The organism is Selenomonas sp. oral taxon 149 str. 67H29BP (assembly GCF_000146365.1).
Classification (GTDB): Bacteria; Bacillota; Negativicutes; order Selenomonadales; family Selenomonadaceae; genus Centipeda; species Centipeda felix.
This window is the reverse complement of sequence record NZ_GL397087.1, coordinates 2380763-2397690: the sequence shown is the minus strand read 5'-3', so window position 1 is coordinate 2397690 and position 16928 is coordinate 2380763. Positions and strand designations below refer to the sequence as shown.

At 56.9% G+C, this 16928-nt stretch carries 9 protein-coding genes and 1 riboswitch; of the genes, 1 reads left to right on the top strand and 8 read right to left on the bottom strand.

Annotation, left to right across the window (positions count from 1 at the left end; genetic code table 11):
- Positions 1-5 precede the first annotated feature (5 nt).
- Positions 6-842, bottom strand: coding sequence for an ABC transporter substrate-binding protein (locus HMPREF9166_RS11260; protein ID WP_254655036.1), 837 nt, complete (start codon positions 840-842; stop codon positions 6-8).
- A 79-nt stretch (positions 843-921) separates the two neighbouring features.
- Here HMPREF9166_RS11260 and HMPREF9166_RS11255 point away from each other — a divergent pair, with 79 nt between their 5' ends.
- Entirely contained in the window at positions 922-1707 is a 786-nt protein-coding gene (locus HMPREF9166_RS11255) for a Rossmann-like domain-containing protein (protein ID WP_039981444.1), read from the top strand.
- Between the two features lie 81 nt (positions 1708-1788).
- On the opposite strand, the gene HMPREF9166_RS11250 is transcribed toward HMPREF9166_RS11255, so the two are convergent.
- From HMPREF9166_RS11250 to HMPREF9166_RS11220, 7 genes are all read right to left on the bottom strand, one after another.
- Positions 1789-3570, bottom strand: coding sequence for a TonB-dependent receptor (locus tag HMPREF9166_RS11250; protein WP_009754140.1), 1782 nt, complete (start codon positions 3568-3570; stop codon positions 1789-1791).
- Positions 3571-3890: 320 nt separating this feature from the next.
- A riboswitch (molybdenum cofactor riboswitch) is annotated at positions 3891-4040 on the bottom strand.
- A gap of 63 nt (positions 4041-4103) precedes the next feature.
- Complete coding sequence (malQ, locus tag HMPREF9166_RS11245) at positions 4104-7553, bottom strand: 4-alpha-glucanotransferase (RefSeq protein ID WP_009754139.1); 3450 nt, start codon at positions 7551-7553, stop codon at positions 4104-4106.
- 117 nt (positions 7554-7670) lie between these two features.
- Positions 7671-9116: a glycogen synthase GlgA gene (glgA, locus tag HMPREF9166_RS11240; protein WP_009754138.1), complete on the bottom strand. Its 1446-nt coding sequence runs from the start codon at positions 9114-9116 to the stop codon at positions 7671-7673.
- A gap of 89 nt (positions 9117-9205) precedes the next feature.
- Complete coding sequence (glgB, locus tag HMPREF9166_RS11235) at positions 9206-11653, bottom strand: 1,4-alpha-glucan branching protein GlgB (RefSeq protein WP_009754137.1); 2448 nt, start codon at positions 11651-11653, stop codon at positions 9206-9208.
- Between the two features lie 32 nt (positions 11654-11685).
- The gene (locus HMPREF9166_RS11230; protein ID WP_371137030.1) at positions 11686-14097 is read right to left on the bottom strand and encodes a glycogen/starch/alpha-glucan phosphorylase; all 2412 of its coding nucleotides are present in this window, start codon (positions 14095-14097) and stop codon (positions 11686-11688) included.
- 167 nt (positions 14098-14264) lie between these two features.
- Positions 14265-15371 carry a glucose-1-phosphate adenylyltransferase subunit GlgD gene (gene glgD, locus HMPREF9166_RS11225; RefSeq protein ID WP_009754135.1) on the bottom strand — a complete coding sequence of 369 codons (1107 nt, stop codon included), beginning with the start codon at positions 15369-15371 and terminating at the stop codon, positions 14265-14267.
- Between the two features lie 26 nt (positions 15372-15397).
- Entirely contained in the window at positions 15398-16552 is a 1155-nt protein-coding gene (locus tag HMPREF9166_RS11220) for a glucose-1-phosphate adenylyltransferase (RefSeq protein WP_009754134.1), read from the bottom strand.
- Positions 16553-16928: the final 376 nt, after the last annotated feature.

The following is a 16928-nucleotide window of genomic DNA, read 5'->3' as shown; positions in this document are numbered from 1 at the left end:
CGTTTTTACTGAACAGCGCGCATCTCCCGCCACGGAAGCATCGTAAGATCCGGCTCCGACTCCGCGCCGAGAATCAGCACGTCGGGATTCCACGTGAGCACCTGCTCCATCGACACCTGCGTCATCGCGCCCTCGGCAGGTGAGGGGACAACAGCAACATTGTCCGCGAGCAGATCGAGAACCTGTGCATGGAACGAGCCGTGTGCGACCGCCATGTTCCCGAGTGGTCCGCCGAGATAGAGCACGCGGGGCTTATCTTTTATCTTCGCGGCGAGCGCTGCACTGCGTGCATACGTTTTCTGACAGTAGTCGGCTATGGCATTCCCCTCTGCCTCGCGGCCGAGGATTTTACCGAGCGTACGGTACGCCTCATCGGTATTGTCGAGACGTGCCTCGATAAAGATCACGGGGATGCCGAGCGACTCCTGAATCTGATCCATATCCTCAACGATGGTCGACTTCTTCTCGCCGACGTCGATGATGATCTGCGGATTGACTGAGAGCACGGCCTCTTTGTTAAAATTCTTCATCCCGTAGAATTGGCCGAGGACGGGCAGGTCACGATACTGATCCCCTACGAAGGGGAGGACGGTGTCCTTCCACTGCCCCGAGACGCCGACGAGCCGATCAGGGGCAATCGCAAAAAGTGCCATTTGCGCGAGCCCGCCCGATGGGGCGATGCGGTCGATCTGCTTCGGAATCATCACCGTGCGCCCCGCCGAGTCCGTGAACGCGTATGTCTCTGCATCCGGTGCACTCTCCTCCTTTGCTTCCTGTCCGCAGCCGACGAGCAGGACGAGGAGCAGGAGCAGTAGGGCGAGCAGCATATTTCTTTTCTTCATCAGCATCTCCTTTCGCATTGAAACCTCCGCATCCCTGTGCTATCCTATGAACACAGAGACAACGAATGGAGGTATTTTTTTGAACTATTGGAATCTGTACGATGAGATCATCAACGGTCTGCCTGACGATATCTACATCGAGGACTACGCCGTCAGCCGTCCGTGGACATTCGTGCGCGCGGGCGATCTGGTCGGCGTCTGCATGACGATCCCCGCCTACAGCCGCCCGCGCCTACGCAAGGAGAGCTTTCTCGGCTGCTCCCTACGCGAGGCGGGCGAATACGTCCGCTCGTGGCAGGGGCAGGAGGCGGCCATCGCCGCTGCCGCCATCAACGCCTACTACAATCAGCCGTCAAAGGTGGCGGCAATGCAGGGGTTTCACGGTGACGATGCATCTGCTGCGACACCGGAGGAGCGCAAGAAGCTCGAGGCGTTCACCCTCTATACGGAGCAGATTCGCGGGAAGAAGGTTGCTGTCATCGGACACTTCCCGAACTTTCAAAAGAGATGGGAGTCCATCTGCGACCTCTCCATCCTCGAGATGCAGCCTGAGTGGGGCGACTACCCCGCCGAGGCGGCAGAGTTCCTCCTGCCGCAGCAGGACTACGTCTTTATGACGGGGGCGACGTTCGCGAACAAGACCATGCCGCGCCTGTTGGAGCTCTCAGCGAACGCTGTGACCGTCATCGTCGGCCCGTCCGTGCCGATGCACCCGTGCCTCTTTGACTACGGAGCAGACGGGCTTTCGGGGTTCACCGTGACGGATGCCGCACTCGCTGCCGACCTCGTCCACTTCGGCTATGAGGCCGACATCGCATGCTGCGGGAAAATGGCGGACGTTCTGCCGCATTCGGGCGGACGATAAACAGACCGATCAGCGATTCCAAACAACACAACAGAGTTGCCGTACGCTATCCGTATGGCAACTCTGTTTTTCATTGAACAATCAGAAGGTCATATCCATGCCAAGCAGGAAGTTCGTTCCATCGGCAGGGCTTCCCCAGCTATACTGGTAATCCGTATCAAAGAGATTATTGACGCGCAGGAATACACCCATATCCGCGATAGGCTCATAGCGCAGATCAAGATCCGCTGCAAAGTATCCGGCACTGGTCGGTCTGCCGAGCGTATCCAGACGTGCACGCATCGCACGTCCAAGGAGCGTCGAGCGCAGCTTTCCCTCGCGGTAGGTTACACCAAAGTTGAACATCTGCGTCGGGAGTCCCGAAGCAATCGTTGTCCTCCCCTTGCTCTCATCCTCGGCACGAATCCACGAATAGTTGGCAAATCCCGAGAACTTCGGGCTGAATGTCTGCCGGTAGGCAAGTTCCAGTCCACGGATATGGGTCTTATCGACATTTCCTAAGACACGGTCATTCCCAAAAGTCACAAAAGTAAGGCGATCCCTCACCTCTGTACGGAAATAGGAAACATCGAGGTCAGATTTTGGACTAAATTTATGCTTCCAGCCAAGTTCATAGCTGCTGTTGCGCTCCGGCTTTGGAACGGGATAACCATTACGGATATTTCCTGCCGCATCTTTGGAACCGACGAACACATGCGAGCGCCCTGCCGAGAAACGAACCGTATCGCGTTTCGTTGCATCATGTGTGATGTTAAAGACGGGGTCTGTCGCATGCGCATAGGAGCTTGTCTTCGGCGTCGATTTATTGTCCATATAATCCTGCCTTACCCCCTCATAATAGCGAACGCCAAGTGTCAGGCGTGTCCTGCTGCTCGGGCTCCATGCATTCTCAACATAGAAACTCCTACGTGCATCATTGCCGTCACGGCGGTAGGAGGTATTGTTTTCATCCGTATTCCAACTGAGCTTTATATACTTCGCACCAAAACTCAGTACGTTTCTGCTGTTATACGCAACAGATGCGTTCGCCTCGACGCCGTTGCCGCGCAAGAACCATCCACTGCGATACCACTGCGGTGCCCCATGCGTAAAGAACGGAAGAGAACCTCCCTCCGTCGCGAGCAGATTACGCACCCAAAGATTGTTCTCATCGATCATGTGGTAATACTTAACATCATACTGCCATATATCATTCGGTCTGCTTTCATACCGCAGGGCAATATTGGATTGACGGAACCCCTTAAAGTGCCAATCCGTCGCATTGTTATTCTTTACATGATTAGGGGTTATATTATTTCCTGCCTGCACCGACCATCTGGGTCCACGTGGCGCAACATACTGGCCTGTCGCTGGATCAACAGACTCCGGAACTTCTCTGTCCATATCGGAGTAGTAGCCGTTCAATGTCAATGAGGATTTATTGCTCGTCTTGAACCGAATCTTGCCGTCAAAATATAGTTTCTTATCTGTCTGATTCTCCAGATAGCCCGCAGAATAATGCCTTGACAGATTGACGGCATAACTGATGTTCTTATCGCTGCCGCTGTAGCCGAGCTTCGTGTCGAAGGTGTGATTCGACCCACCTGCGACACTCACGCGGAACTTGCCGGGCCCCCTGCCGTCCTTCGTCGTAACGAGGATGACGCCGCCCTTGTAGTCCGTGCCATACTGCACCGGTCCCGGTCCTTTGATGATCTCAACCTTCGCGATGCTGTCCGCCGGGATGGTCGAGAGATCAGATGCGGCATGCGATACAATACCGTTGAGTGGGAATGCCGGAATGCCGTCGATATAGACCTTTGTCTGGTCAGAACTCGCACCGCAAACGCGCACCATCTTGCTGTCCTTTGCCGCAGGTGCCATATAGAGCCCCGGTACCTGCGAGAGGATGTCGGAGAGGTCGCGTAGCCGCGCTCCTTGATCTCCTGCTCCGTGATTGTGTTCGTCGTCACGAGGTACTTGTCGACGCCGTCTGCGTCGACATTGACCGTATCCGTCGTGTAGTCCGCACCCGCTGCATACGCATGCGGGAGGAAGACAAATCCTGCCGCGACCGCTGCTGCAAATACCGTCGAATGTTTCCTGCTGTGCTTCATGAATACCTCTCCTATTCCTGCACAAAAAAGACTGTTCCCCGTACTGACCGCACGAAGAACAGTTTCTGCAAGAACACACTCAGAGTCATCCTGTTTCATCGTTCTCCTTTTCAATATGGGAAGGTCGCCGCATTTCTGCGACGGCCCTGTGAACAGACACACAGCCATGTATCTGCTCAGGCGCAATACCATAGGCATAAGCCCTTAGGATATTTTTGCTCGGAAAACGTATGTAATTTTCTGTTTAATTCTACTAAAATTCTTTTATCCTGTCAATCCGTTTCTAACAGTCCCCTATTCTCACCGCCGATAGCGCACGCAGAGTGCCTTGAGCTTCTGCGGGTCGATCTCGAGGAGGTAGTCCTTCTTGAGACACCAGCGCCAGTTGAGCCCGACGGTGCCCGGGGTGTTCATGCGTGCGCGCTCGTCGAGCCCGAGGATGTCCTGCATGGGGATGATCGCCATGCGGGCACGTGAGGCATACGCCGCCTTGATGAGACGCTGACAGATGGTCCGCGGGCGGTCGGAAGTCGTCCCCACGAGGTTGGCGAGCGATTCGCGCAGCACCTCGTCGATGTCGCGGCTGTACCAGCCGACGGTGGTGTTGTTGTCGTGCGTCCCTGTGTAGACGATGCTGTTCTCGGGCGCGGTGAAGCCGATGCGTCCCGAGCTGTTCCCTGCAATGAGGAACTGGACGATCCGCATCCCGGGGAAGCCGCAGTCGTCACGCAGGCGCTCCACGTCGGGCGTGATGATGCCGAGATCCTCCGCAACGACGTTGAGTTTGCCGAGGTCGCTCTCGATCGCGTCGAAGAATGCCTTGCCGGGGCCCTTGAGCCACGTGCCGTTAAGCGCGGTCTCCGCCTTGCCGTCCACCGACCAATAGGACTCGAATCCGCGGAAGTGGTCGATGCGGATGATGTCCACCTGCTCGCGCAGTTTACGGAAACGGCGTTTCCACCATGCGTACTTCTCCGCCGCCATGGCGTCCCAGTTGTACTGCGGGTTCCCCCACAGCTGCCCGTTCACGGCAAAGTAGTCGGGCGGTACGCCCGCGACGGTGTGCGGCGTGCCGTCCTCGTTCAGGTCAAAGAGGTGCTGATGCGCCCAGACGTCCGCGCTGTCCTGCGCGATAAAGATCGGCATATCGCCGAGAATCTCGATTCCCTTCGCGCGTGCGTAGTCGTGCAGGCGGTTCCACTGTGTATGGAAGACGTACTGCTTGAAGTAGTCAAGCTCCATCGCATCGCGCTGCCGCTCACGGAGCGAGCGGAGTGCGTCAGGGTCACGGCGTTTGATCGCTGCATCCCACTCCGTCCACGCCGCGCCGCCGTACTCCTTCTTCGCCGCGTGAAAGAGCGCATAGTCCTCAAGCCAGTATGCTTCCTTCTCACAGAACGCACGGTAATCCGCATCTGTCGCCCCCTGTGCGCGGAAGGCGCGGAATGCCTTTTCCAGAATCTCCTTCTTGAACGTGCGTACGCGATCAAAGTTGATGAAGCCCGAGTTCGCCTCGTATGGCAGGAAAAGGTCTTTCTCCTTCAGCCAGCCGCGCGCAGCCAGTGGCTCGGGGTCGATGAGCATAAAGTTCCCCGCAAAGGCGGAGATGGACTGATAGGGGGAGTAGCTGCTTCCGACGGGGCTGAGCGGGAGGATCTGCCAAACCTTTTGCCCCGCATCTGCAAGGAAGTCAACAAAGCGGTACGCCTCCTTGCCGAAGTCGCCCACACCGTACTTCGAGGGCAGGGAGGTCGGATGCAGGAGGATGCCCGCCTTGCGCTCGTATCTCTGCTCCTCCTGTCGCTCGCGCAGGAGCAGTCCGAAGAGCGGTGGGATGCGGACGCGCAGATGTCCGCGCTCGACCTCGTAGGTGCGCGAGGGCTTAAAGACGTCCTCAAACACACCGCAGGCAAAGTCGCTCACGTCGAGATCGACGGTCAGCGTCTCCGTCCGGCTGCGGTTGAACGCCACGACAAAGATGCCGGGCTCCTTCTCCTCATTGAACACGTCGTAGCCCGAACGGATCGTGCGCGCGTAGGCGATGACGTCGCCCGCCCCGTAGAGAGGCAGGATGTCGCCCGTGCGCAGTGCATCGTTCCCGTTGCGCACAGCAATGAAGCGTGTTACCCAGTCACGGATCTCGAGATTGCCATGCTCCCAGTCGTAGGGGCGGCGATTGAACGGATCCTTGAACCCCTGCATCCCGATCTCGTCGCCGTAGTAGACACTCGGCACGCCGGGATAGGTCATCTGCCAGAGCGTCGCCATGATGAGGCGGCGGATACCGAGCATCGCCTGATCGAGCGTCATGCGCACGCGCGACTGCTCGATTGCGGGCATGCCCTCGTAGTATGGGACATCACCGAGGATGGTGATGGCACGCTGCACGTCATGACTGCTGATGAGGTTCATCATGGCGTAGAGATTTTCCTTCGGGTAGTTTTCGATCTGGCTCGCCATGCGCCGCACCGTCAGCGCACCGTCTGCCGCCCCTGTCAGGAAGTCCAGCATTGTACTGCGCAGCGGGTAGTTCATCGCCGAGTCCATCTCGTTACCCGAGAGATACTCGCGCGGCGTGCCGTAGGCGACCTTGTTCGACGCGTCCTCCCAGACCTCACCGATCATGACCGCATCGGGGCTGCGCTTCTTGAGCTCGGCAAAGAAGGTCTTGGAGAAGGTCGGCGGCAGCTCGTCGATGACGTCCAGACGCCAGCCTGCGATCCCCTCGTTCATCCAGTGATGGAGGACGCTGTCCTCCCCTGTGATGATGAAGTCCATGTAGGACGGATCCGTCTCGTTGACGTTCGGCAGGGTGTCAAAATTCCACCAGCAGTCATACTCGTTCGGGAAATTGCGGAAATGGTACCACGAGTAGTACGGCGATTCCTTCGACTGATATGCGCCAATCGAATCATACTGCTTCCGACGGTTGAAGTAGATGCTGTTGCTCCCCGTGTGACTGAATACGCCGTCGAGAATGATGCGGATGCCGCGCTCGCGTGCCGCCGCGACGAGACGGCGGAAATCCTCGATATCGCCCAGCATGGGGTCGATGCGATGATAGTCCCCCGTATCGTAGTGATGATTGCTCTCGGACTCAAACACGGGGTTGAAGTAGATGCACGAAATGCCAAGTTTTTCGAGGTAGTCGAGTTTCTCCATGACCCCGCGCAGATTTCCGCCGAAGAAGTCATAGGCGACGATCTCCTTCGTGTCGGGATCCTTGAGATACATCGGGTCGTCCGTCCAGTCCGTACGGATGACAGCGCCCTTCTTGCGCACGATGGTATCCCCCGCACGCGCAAAGCGGTCGGGGAAGATCTGATACATGACACTGTTCTTGAACCAGTCCGGTGTGTGCGCTCCGCGATTGTAGATCGTCACCTGATAGGAGGGCGGCTGCTCGTGATAGAGCGCGCCGACGCCGCCGAGCATCTCCGCGTTGTTCCCGTAGAAATACGTGCCGCTCTCCATCGTGATGATGAAGTAGTACCAGAGAAGGCAGCCGTGATCCGGCAGCTCGATCCACGCCGTGTAGAACCGCTGCGCGGCATTCGCATCATGCGACACGAGCGTGACGAGCTGCTCCCCCGCCTGATCCTGCCAAAGCCGCAGGAGCACCTGCCGCACCGGCTCACCCGTGCGAAGCTGCAGGCCGAGACGCATCCGGCTCCCCGCCTCTGCCGCGCCGACGATGGAGCGGAAGTAGATGTTCTGCGAATTATGTTCTACCTGATAGGATTCCAGCATAGTGCCTCTCCTTTCCTATCGTTTATACACAGAAACCACCGGCGAATCGTTCATTATCGTTCAAACGAATTCACCAGCGGTTTTGTGGAAAAGCTCTTACAAATCAGCTAAAATCTGTTATTTCTTTTTCTGAAGGCGCTCATAGAGCTGCTTGTACTCCCCTGCCGAACGCGTCCAGCTATAGTCGCTCTTCATCGCCGTATAGACGAGCTGACGCCACTCACGCAGGTTCTCGTAGACGGCAAGCGCGCGTTTCACCGCGTACATCATCTCATGCGCATTGTACTCGTAGAAGAGGAAGCCGTTGCCCTTGTCAGGGTCGGAACGGTCGAACTGGACGACGGTGTCCTTCAGACCGCCCGTCTCACGCACGACAGGGATCGAGCCATAGCGCATGGCGATGAGCTGTCCGAGCCCGCACGGCTCGAAGGTTGACGGCATAAGGAAGATGTTCGAGCCAGCATAGATACGCTGTGCCAGCTGATTCGAGAAGCGAATATTGACCGATGCCTTCGTCGGATGCCGCCACGCAAGCTCCTTAAACCACTCCTCATAGTCGTGTTCGCCCGTCCCGAGCAGGACGAACTGCATATTCTCGTGCTCGAGCATCTCGTCGATGATGCGCGTGATGAGATCGATGCCCTTGTTCGGCACAAGTCGCGTGATCATCGCCACGAGCGGTGTGCGGCGTGACTCGGTAAGTCCGAGCTCTCGCTGCAGGCGTACCTTGTTGTCGACCTTGCCCTCGGCGGCGTTCTTCACGTCGTAGTTGACGTAGATCTCCTTGTCCGTCTTCGGGTCGTAGATCGTGTTGTTGATGCCGTTGACAATCCCGAAGAGATCCTTCCTCCGCTGGCGCAGGAGTCCGTCGAGATGCTCGCCGTAGTACTCGTACTGGATCTCCTCGGCGTAGGTCTTGCTGACGGTTGAGATATAGTCGGTATAGATGAGCCCTGCTTTCATGAAATTCACAGCATCGTAGAACTCAAAGTCCCCATTGTTGAAGTACTTCCAGTCAAGCCCGAGCACATCTGACATGACATTTTTCGGGAAGATGCCCTGATACCGCAGATTGTGGATGGTAAAGAGCGTCTTGATCTTCGTATAGCGCGGATCATCCGGATGCTCCAGCTTGAGGAGGACGGGGATGAGCGCCGTGTGCCAGTCGTTGGCGTGGATGATGTCAGGCTGAAAGTCCAATGCGGGAATGCAGTTGAGCACAGCGCGGCTGAAGAAGGAGAACCGCTCCGCATCGTCAGGGTAGCCATAATAACCCTCGCGGTTAAAGTACTCCTCGTTGTCCACGAAGTAGTAGGTCACGCCTTCGTACTCGTAGGAGTCAATGCCGACAAATTTCTCACGCCATGCGACATGGAGTGTGCCGTCATAGATATGCTTCATTTTACTGCGGATTGCGGGGTCGATCGACCCGTACTTCGGCAGGATGACGCGGCAGTCCACGCCCGCCTTGACGAGGGCAGCAGGGAGCGATCCTGCCACATCAGCGAGTCCGCCGGTCTTTATAAAGGGTACTGCTTCCGATGCTGCGTATAGTACCTTCATCCCAATATCCTCCTTCTCATGTGGTCGGTGCCGTAATCATCCGACCGTTTCTTCTATTCCCGCCTGTGTTCGGTGCAGAGGTATGCAGGTTATACCTTAGCAGCGCGTGCCTTCTTGGGCGCGGACTCCGTATCCTGCACTGTCTTGCGCGCGGTCTTTTTAGCGGCGGTCATGCCCGTTTTCTTCTTGCCCGTTTCGGTGTCCTTCACCGCCGTTTTTACGCCGCGTGCGGATGCGGTCTTCTTCACGGTCTGCACCGCGTCCTCATCCTTCTTCGCCGCCGTACGCTTTGTTGCGGTGCGCTTCTTAGGCGCAGCCGCGGTCTCCGCCGCAGCAGTTGCCGTCTTGGCGGCAGGCGTGCGTTTCTTCGGGGTCTCCGCCGCAGCGTCGGAGGCAGCACTCTTCGTCGCGCGCTTCTTCGTCGCGGCAGATGTGGTCTTCGTCGCCGTGCGCCGCTTCGGTGCTGCCTTTGCCTCAGCCTCAGAGGCGTCCTTCTTGGCGGCAGTTTTTTTCGGCGCGGCCTTCTTCACGGCCACCTTTTTCTTGTCCACCGTCTCCGTGCCACGTCCGCCGGCACGCCGACGCTCGGCAACGACATCGGTCTTGACCGTCTCACTGATCGGCGTTCCTGCCCCGCTCTGCCCCTTCAGACGATAGAACACCGTCGCAAGAGGCGGAACAGTGATGACGATGGACTGGTCGCGCCCGTGGAACGGATAGTCCTCGCTGGCGATATCGCCCGCATTGACAACGCCGCTCCCACCAAACTCCTCCAGATCGGAGTTGAACACCTCGACGTAGGTGCCCTTCGTCGGCACACCGATGCGGTAGCCGTGGCGCACCTCAGGGGTAAAGTTATGGACGCAGACGAGGAAATCGCTGCGCTCCTCGGCGCGCCGCACAAGGGCGACGACGCTGTTCTCATTGTCGTTGCAGTCGATCCACTGGAAACCGTTCCAGTCGAAATCGACCTGCCAGAGTTCCTTGTTATCGACGTAGAATTTGTTCAGTGCTTTGGAGTATGCGAGCATCTTCGTGTGCATCGGGTACTGCTCGACAAGATGCCAGTCAAGGCTGTCGTCGAAGTTCCACTCGATGAACTGCCCGTACTCACCGCCCATGAAGAGCAGCTTCTTGCCGGGATGTGCCATCCAGTAGCCGAAGAAGCCGCGCAGCCCCGCGAATTTCTGCCAGTAGTCGCCCGGCATTTTGCTGATGAGCGAGCACTTGCCGTGCACGACCTCATCATGCGAGAGCGGCAGGACGAAGTTCTCGGAAAATGCGTACATGAGCGAGAAGGTGAGTTTGTCCTGATTCCACTTACGGTAGATCGGGTCGAGGCTCACGTAGTCGAGCATATCGTTCATCCAGCCCATGTTCCACTTGTAGTTGAACCCCATGCCGCCCATGTAGACGGGCTTGGAGATCAGCGGCCACGAGGTGGACTCCTCGGCGATCATGAGTGCCTGCGGATGATACTTGAAGATCGTCTCGTTGAGTTTCTTCAGGAACTCCATCGCCTCGAGGTTGCCCGTGTCGCCGTATTTGTTCGGCTGCCACTCGCCATCCTTGCGCCCGTAGTTGAGGTAGAGCATATTCGCGACCGCGTCGATGCGCAGGCCGTCGATGTGGAACTCCTCGAACCAGAACAGCGCGTTCGAGATGAGGAAGCTCTGCACCTCGGTGCGCCCGTAGTCAAAGTTGGTCGTGCCCCACTCCCAGTTTTCCGCGCGCTGCTCATTGTCGGACTCGTAGAGATTCTTTCCGTCGAAATGGCGCAGTCCCTGCTCATCCTTGCAGAAGTGCCCCGGCACCCAGTCCATGATGATGCCGATGTCATTCGCATGGGCGGTATCGACGAGGTAGCGGAAATCGTCAGGCGTGCCGTAGCGGCTCGTCACAGCGAAGTAGCCCGTCGCCTGATACCCCCATGACCCATCGTAAGGGTGCTCGCAGAGCGGCATGAACTCGATGTGGGTATAGTGCATCTCTTTGACATAGCTGACGAGCTGATCCGCCATATCGCGGTAGGAGAGATACTCACTGTCCAGTGTGCGCCGCCACGAGCCCGCGTGCACCTCGTACGTGAGCATGGGGCGCTCGTAGGAGGACTCGTGTGCCTTCTTTTCCTGCCACGCTGCGTCCTTCCACTCATAGTGGTTCATGTCATAGGTGCGGGAGGCGGTCTGCGGTTTTTTCTCCGCATAGAACCCGTAGGGATCCGCCTTCATAATGCGCGGTCCGCCCCACTGCGGCTCGATGGCGTACTTGTAGATCTCGCCCTCGCCGAGTCCCTCGACAAAGGTCTCCCAGATCTCACCGTCTCTGATCCGCTGCATGGGCTGCGCATTGGCGTCCCAGTCGTTGAATCCGCCGACAACACTGACGGACTTTGCATTCGGCGCCCACACGGTAAAACGGACGCCGCGTTTGCCGTCCCGTTCGATGAAGTGCGCGCCTAGCATTTCCTGTGCGTGATAATTCGTCCCCTGATGAAAGAGATAAAGATCAAACTCACTGAGTGCCGACGTCTTCATAAAACCCCTCCTATTTGCCCCCGAATACGCTGTTAGGAGATGATCAAAGGCTTGATGTCCCAGATATCCCGTGCGTATTCGTCAATCGTACGGTCAGACGAGAAGCGGCCGGAGTACGCGACGTTCATCGCCGCCGTACGCGCCCAGCTCTCCTTGTCAAGGAACCGCTTCATCACCTCAACGCGTGCTTCATCGTACGCATTGAAGTCCTTCAAGATAAAGAATTCATCGTTCGCGTGCAGGAGATAATCATACAGCGAACGGAAATCTCCATAGGTGCCGTCGATGAGCTGCCCCAGCACATTGCGCACCTTTTCATTGGTATTGTACTCATCCCACGCCGAGTAGGTCCCATTCGCGTAGTAGTCCATGACCTCCTCGGCGCGCAGCCCGAAGATGACGCAGTGCTCATCGCCGACTGCCTCGCGGATCTCAACATTGGCTCCGTCCAGCGTGCCGAGGGTAATGGCACCGTTCATCATGAACTTCATGTTGCCTGTGCCCGATGCCTCCTTCGACGCCGTCGAGATCTGCTCGCTGACGTCCGCCGCCGGATAGACCAGCTCGCCGATGGAGACGCCAAAGTTCTCGATGAAGATCACCTTCATCATGTCGTTAAGCGAACGATCCTTGTTGATGCGATCGGCAACGGCATTGATGAGGCGGATCGTCTCCTTCGCGATGTAGTAGCCCGGCGCCGCCTTTCCCCCAAAGAAGTAAGTCACGGGCTGCGTGAGATAGTTCTTGTCCTGCCGTGCACGCTGGTAGCGATACATGATGTGCAGAATGTTCATCAGCTGCCGCTTGTAGGAATGGATGCGTTTCACCTGAATATCAAACATGGAGTCCGGGTCCAGGCGCACGCCGTTGTGCCCCTCAATATAGCGTGCCAGCCCCTCGCGGCGCAGGCGTTTGATCTTCATCAAACGCTTGCGGAAATGCGCATCCTCGACGAAGGGATGCAGCCCGTCCATCTGCTCCGGGAAGCGGTGCCATGCACGTGAGCCGAGCGACTCGTCGATCAGCGCAGTCAGCTCCGGGTTCGCCCCCATGAGCCAGCGTCGGTGTGTGATGCCGTTTGTCTTGTTGTTGAACTTGCGCGGTGTATACTCGTAGAAGTCATGCAGTGTCGTCGACTTGAGAATCTCCGTATGGATCTTCGCCACACCGTTGACGCTGTGCCCGCCAACAATGGAGAGCCGCGCCATGTGCACGACGCCGTCCTCGATGATGGAGAGGGCACGTACCTTCTCCTCGTCGCCCGGATAGCGTCGGCGCACCTCCTCGAGGTGGCGGCGGTTGATTTCGTCGATGATCATGTAGATGCGCGGGAGCAGCGGGCGGAACATATCGACGTTCCACGTTTCAAGGGCCTCCGGCATGATCGTATGATTCGTATAGGCGATGGTATCGCGCGTGATCGCCCATGCATCCTCCCATGTCAGCTGTTCTTCGTCAACCAGCACGCGCATCAGCTCCGCCACGCAGAGTGCCGGATGCGTATCATTGATGTGGATGCCGATCTTCCTGCCGAAATCGTAGATGCTCATGCCCGTCTTCTTGTAGTGACGGACGATGCTCTGCACACCTGCCGAGACAAAGAAGTACTCCTGAATAAGACGCATCCGCCGCCCCTCAAACGTACTGTCATCGGGATAGAGGTAGCGCGTGATCGACTCGACGAAATCCCGATACTGCCTGCGCTGGTGGATCTGCTCCTGTGTCAGTGTCCCATAGTCAGAGAAATCGCGGTTGACCTCGGCATTCCACATGCGCAGTGTATTCACTGTCGCATCGTGATAGCCGACGATCGGCAGATCATACGGCACCGCCATGACAATCATCGGATCCTCATGGACAAGCTCCAGCTTGCCGTCCACCTCACGCATGTAGGCATTTCCGTAGAACTTCACATCGACGGACTTATCGGGCTTGCGGTACTCCCACGCGAAGCCGTCGCGCAGCCAGTTGTCAGGCAGCTCCACCTGATTGCCGCCGACGATCTTCTGCTCGAAGAGACCATACTGATAGCGGATGGTGCATCCATGCCCCGGCAGACGGTGTGCGGCGAGTGAGTCGATAAAGCACGCGGCGAGGCGTCCGAGTCCGCCGTTGCCGAGCCCTGCATCCGGCTCCTCCTCGTAGGCATCCGAGAGCTTCAGATCGAACTCCTGCAGGACTTCCTTCATCGCCTCCTCAATGCCGAGATTGATGAGATTGGCGCGCAGGAGGCGGCCGAGCAGGAACTCAATGGAAAAATAGTAAATCTGCTTGACGCGCTTTTGTGCATACTGTCGGTTCGTTTTGATCCAGTTGTCTGAGATGGACTGCTTCGCCGTTGCCGCAACCGTCTTGTAGATTTCAGCCTCAGTCAGCTCGTCAACATCTCGTCCGAAGAGCACATGTGCCGTTGTGACAAAGCGGCTCTTCAGAATTTTCTTCATCGTCTCGTAGCTTTTCCCTGTAGGTCTTACATCCTTTTCCTCATGTGCCAAAACGTCCACTCCTTTTCCAAAGCTCCGAAAGTTCCCTCACTCCGTTTTCTGCCGGCGGCAGGCATCCCTAAAAGCAAACCAGAAGCCGCAAGCGGCTTCTGACAAGTCCTATACGTCTATATCGTCGCATTTTTGCGTATCACGAGCGGGTATTCCATGGCTCCCTTCAACCACTTGTCCGCTGTGATGACGACATTCTTATCGCAGATGACGTTCTCGACGAGCGCGCCATTCTGGATGTCGCATTTCTGCATGATGATCGAGTTGCGGATCTTCACCCCGCGCCCGACGGTCACACCGCGAAACAGGATGCTGTTCTCCACCTCGCCGCGTATGATGCAGCCGTTTGCGATGAGAGAGTTCTCCACCTTCGCCGTGTCCTTGTACTGGACGGGGACGCCGTCCTTGATCTTCGTATAGATCGGACGCTCGCCCATGAAGAGCTCCTCCCAGACCGACGGATCGAGAATCTCCATGTTTGCGCGGTAGTATGTGGACATCGAGTCCACATGCGCCATATAGCCGTCGTGCGCGTAGGCAAACATCGTGTAGTTCGCAGCGCGGCGGATGATGCCGTCGAGCAGGAACCTCTGCCCGCCATGCTCGTAGGCATAGCGGACGCACTCGACGAAGACATCCTTCTCCATCAGATAGACACCCATGGAGACCTTCATCCCCTCGTAGGCGACGGGCTTTTCAGTGATATCGAGAATGAGCCCGTTCTCCGCCGTCTCAAGGACCACATTGCTGCCCGTGTTCTCATCCTCAGTCGTATGCGAGACGAGTGTGATGTCCGCGCCCGTGTTCTGATGGAAGCGCAGCACCTCGTCAAAGTCTACATTGTAGACGAAACTGCCGTTTGCGAGCAGAATATAGTCTGCCGAAGCATGCTCGATAAAGTCGAGGTTATGATAGAAATTCTTGAGATCGCCCTTGCGCTGCTGCGTATCATCAGGCACTGCAGGAAGGTAGAAGAGCCCATCGTGGCGGCGTGCCAGATCCCAATCCTTGCCGGAACGCAGATGATCGAGGACAGAGCGCGGCTCATCGGGGAGCATCACGCCCACCTTGTGTATGCCGGAATTGACCATGCTCGACAGGGCAAAGTCAATCAGGCGATATCGTCCGGCAAAGGGAATGGATTCCACCGCACGGCGGTCGGCAAGCTCACGAATCAGCGAGCCGTCCTCCTGCAGATTGATCAATCCCATGATAGTATTCATCGTTTCACCTTTCCATTCCCCGCAGTTCAGCCGACCTGTTGTTCACTCTCGGCAGCTGTCACCGTCTCCCCCTCGGGGATCACGGCGATCTGTGACTGCTCACCAGCGACCTGTGCACCTGCGTCGACCGTGACGTTCTGTGCCAGGATGGCGTAGTCCACCACAGCATCCGCACCGACGCGCGCCGAGGGCAGGAGAACGGAGTTGCGTACCACGGCCCCCTTGGCAACGCGTACACCCGGGAAGATCACAGAGTTCTCGACGGTTCCGAGGATCATCGAGCCCTCACTGATCATCGAGCGCACGATCCGTGCTTCCTTGCCGACGAACTGGGGCGGCATCGACGGATTGAACGAGTAGATGCGCCACTTGCCCGACAGCTCAAACGGAGGCTCGTCCTGCAGGAGATCCATGTTCGCCTGCCAGAGGCTCTCAATCGTACCGACATCCTTCCAGTAGCCGTTGAATGCGTACGAATACAGGCGTCCGCCATCCGTCAGCATCTTTGGAATGATGTCCTTGCCAAAGTCGTGGCTGGATGTCTCACTCTTCGCATCCGCCGTGAGATATTTCTCCAAATAGTCACGGTTGAAGATATAGATGCCCATCGACGCAAGATTGCTCTTCGGTTTCGCGGGCTTTTCCTCGAACTCGATAATGCGCCCGGTCTCGTCCGTGTTCATGATACCGAAGCGCGGCGCCTCATCCCACGGTACCTCAAAGACACCGATGGTTGCCTCGGCCTTCGTCTTCTTGTGCTGCTCGAGCATCCACGCATAGTCCATTGTATAGATGTGATCGCCCGAGAGGATGAGCACGTAGTCGGGATCCGACATATCAATGAAGTTAAGGTTCTGATAGATGGCATCCGCCGTACCGCGATACCAGTCCGCACCCTTCTCGCGTGCATACGGCGGCAGGACGAAGAGCCCTCCGTCGCGCTTGTCGAGGTCCCATGCGCTGCCCGAGCCGAGGTACTGGTTCAGCTCAAGCGGACGGTACTGCGTCAGCACGCCGACGCGTTCAATGCCGGAATTCACGCAGTTGCTCAGTGGAAAATCAATAATGCGGTACTTCCCGCCAAACGGAACGGCGGGCTTTGCGACGCGCTTCGTCAGTGCGCCGAGGCGGCTGCCTTGCCCGCCTGCCAGAATCATTGCCAAGCATTCAATCTTTCTCATAGGACATTCTCCCCTCACGGATACCGGGCGGTATCCCCACCATGTATGCAATGGCTGATCGACGAAGTCTATGGTGCACTTGTTCGGCACGCCATGTTTCTGCCGATTTGAAACGCATTTCAGCTTCTTTCCCACGCATTTCTTTTCGTATTCTCTCTCCCTGCTTATTGTTTCATAGGTAGGTATTCGATACACGAAAAGAATTTTCCTGCCTTTTTCTTTCAATTTTCAAAAAAATTTTTGAAAATCTGTGATATTGTGCGTCTCTACATTATTTATCGTAGCATGATTATAATATATGGTTGTCGTAATGGCAAGCGCAGAAACAATAATAAATTGAATACAGTGCTCAGGGCGAACCTCCCTATAGCATCCC

Bases quoted from the DNA above. Each gene is read 5' to 3' on its own strand.
- HMPREF9166_RS11260 (WP_254655036.1), bottom strand. From the start codon at position 842: ATGAAGAAAAGAAATATGCTGCTCGCCCTACTGCTCCTGCTCCTCGTC.
- HMPREF9166_RS11250 (WP_009754140.1), bottom strand. From the start codon at position 3,570: ATGGCACCTGCGGCAAAGGACAGCAAGATGGTGCGCGTTTGCGGTGCG.
- malQ (WP_009754139.1), bottom strand. From the start codon at position 7,553: ATGCTGGAATCCTATCAGGTAGAACATAATTCGCAGAACATCTACTTC.
- glgA (WP_009754138.1), bottom strand. From the start codon at position 9,116: ATGAAGGTACTATACGCAGCATCGGAAGCAGTACCCTTTATAAAGACC.
- glgB (WP_009754137.1), bottom strand. From the start codon at position 11,653: ATGAAGACGTCGGCACTCAGTGAGTTTGATCTTTATCTCTTTCATCAG.
- HMPREF9166_RS11230 (WP_371137030.1), bottom strand. From the start codon at position 14,097: ATGAAGAAAATTCTGAAGAGCCGCTTTGTCACAACGGCACATGTGCTC.
- glgD (WP_009754135.1), bottom strand. From the start codon at position 15,371: ATGAATACTATCATGGGATTGATCAATCTGCAGGAGGACGGCTCGCTG.
- HMPREF9166_RS11220 (WP_009754134.1), bottom strand. From the start codon at position 16,552: ATGAGAAAGATTGAATGCTTGGCAATGATTCTGGCAGGCGGGCAAGGC.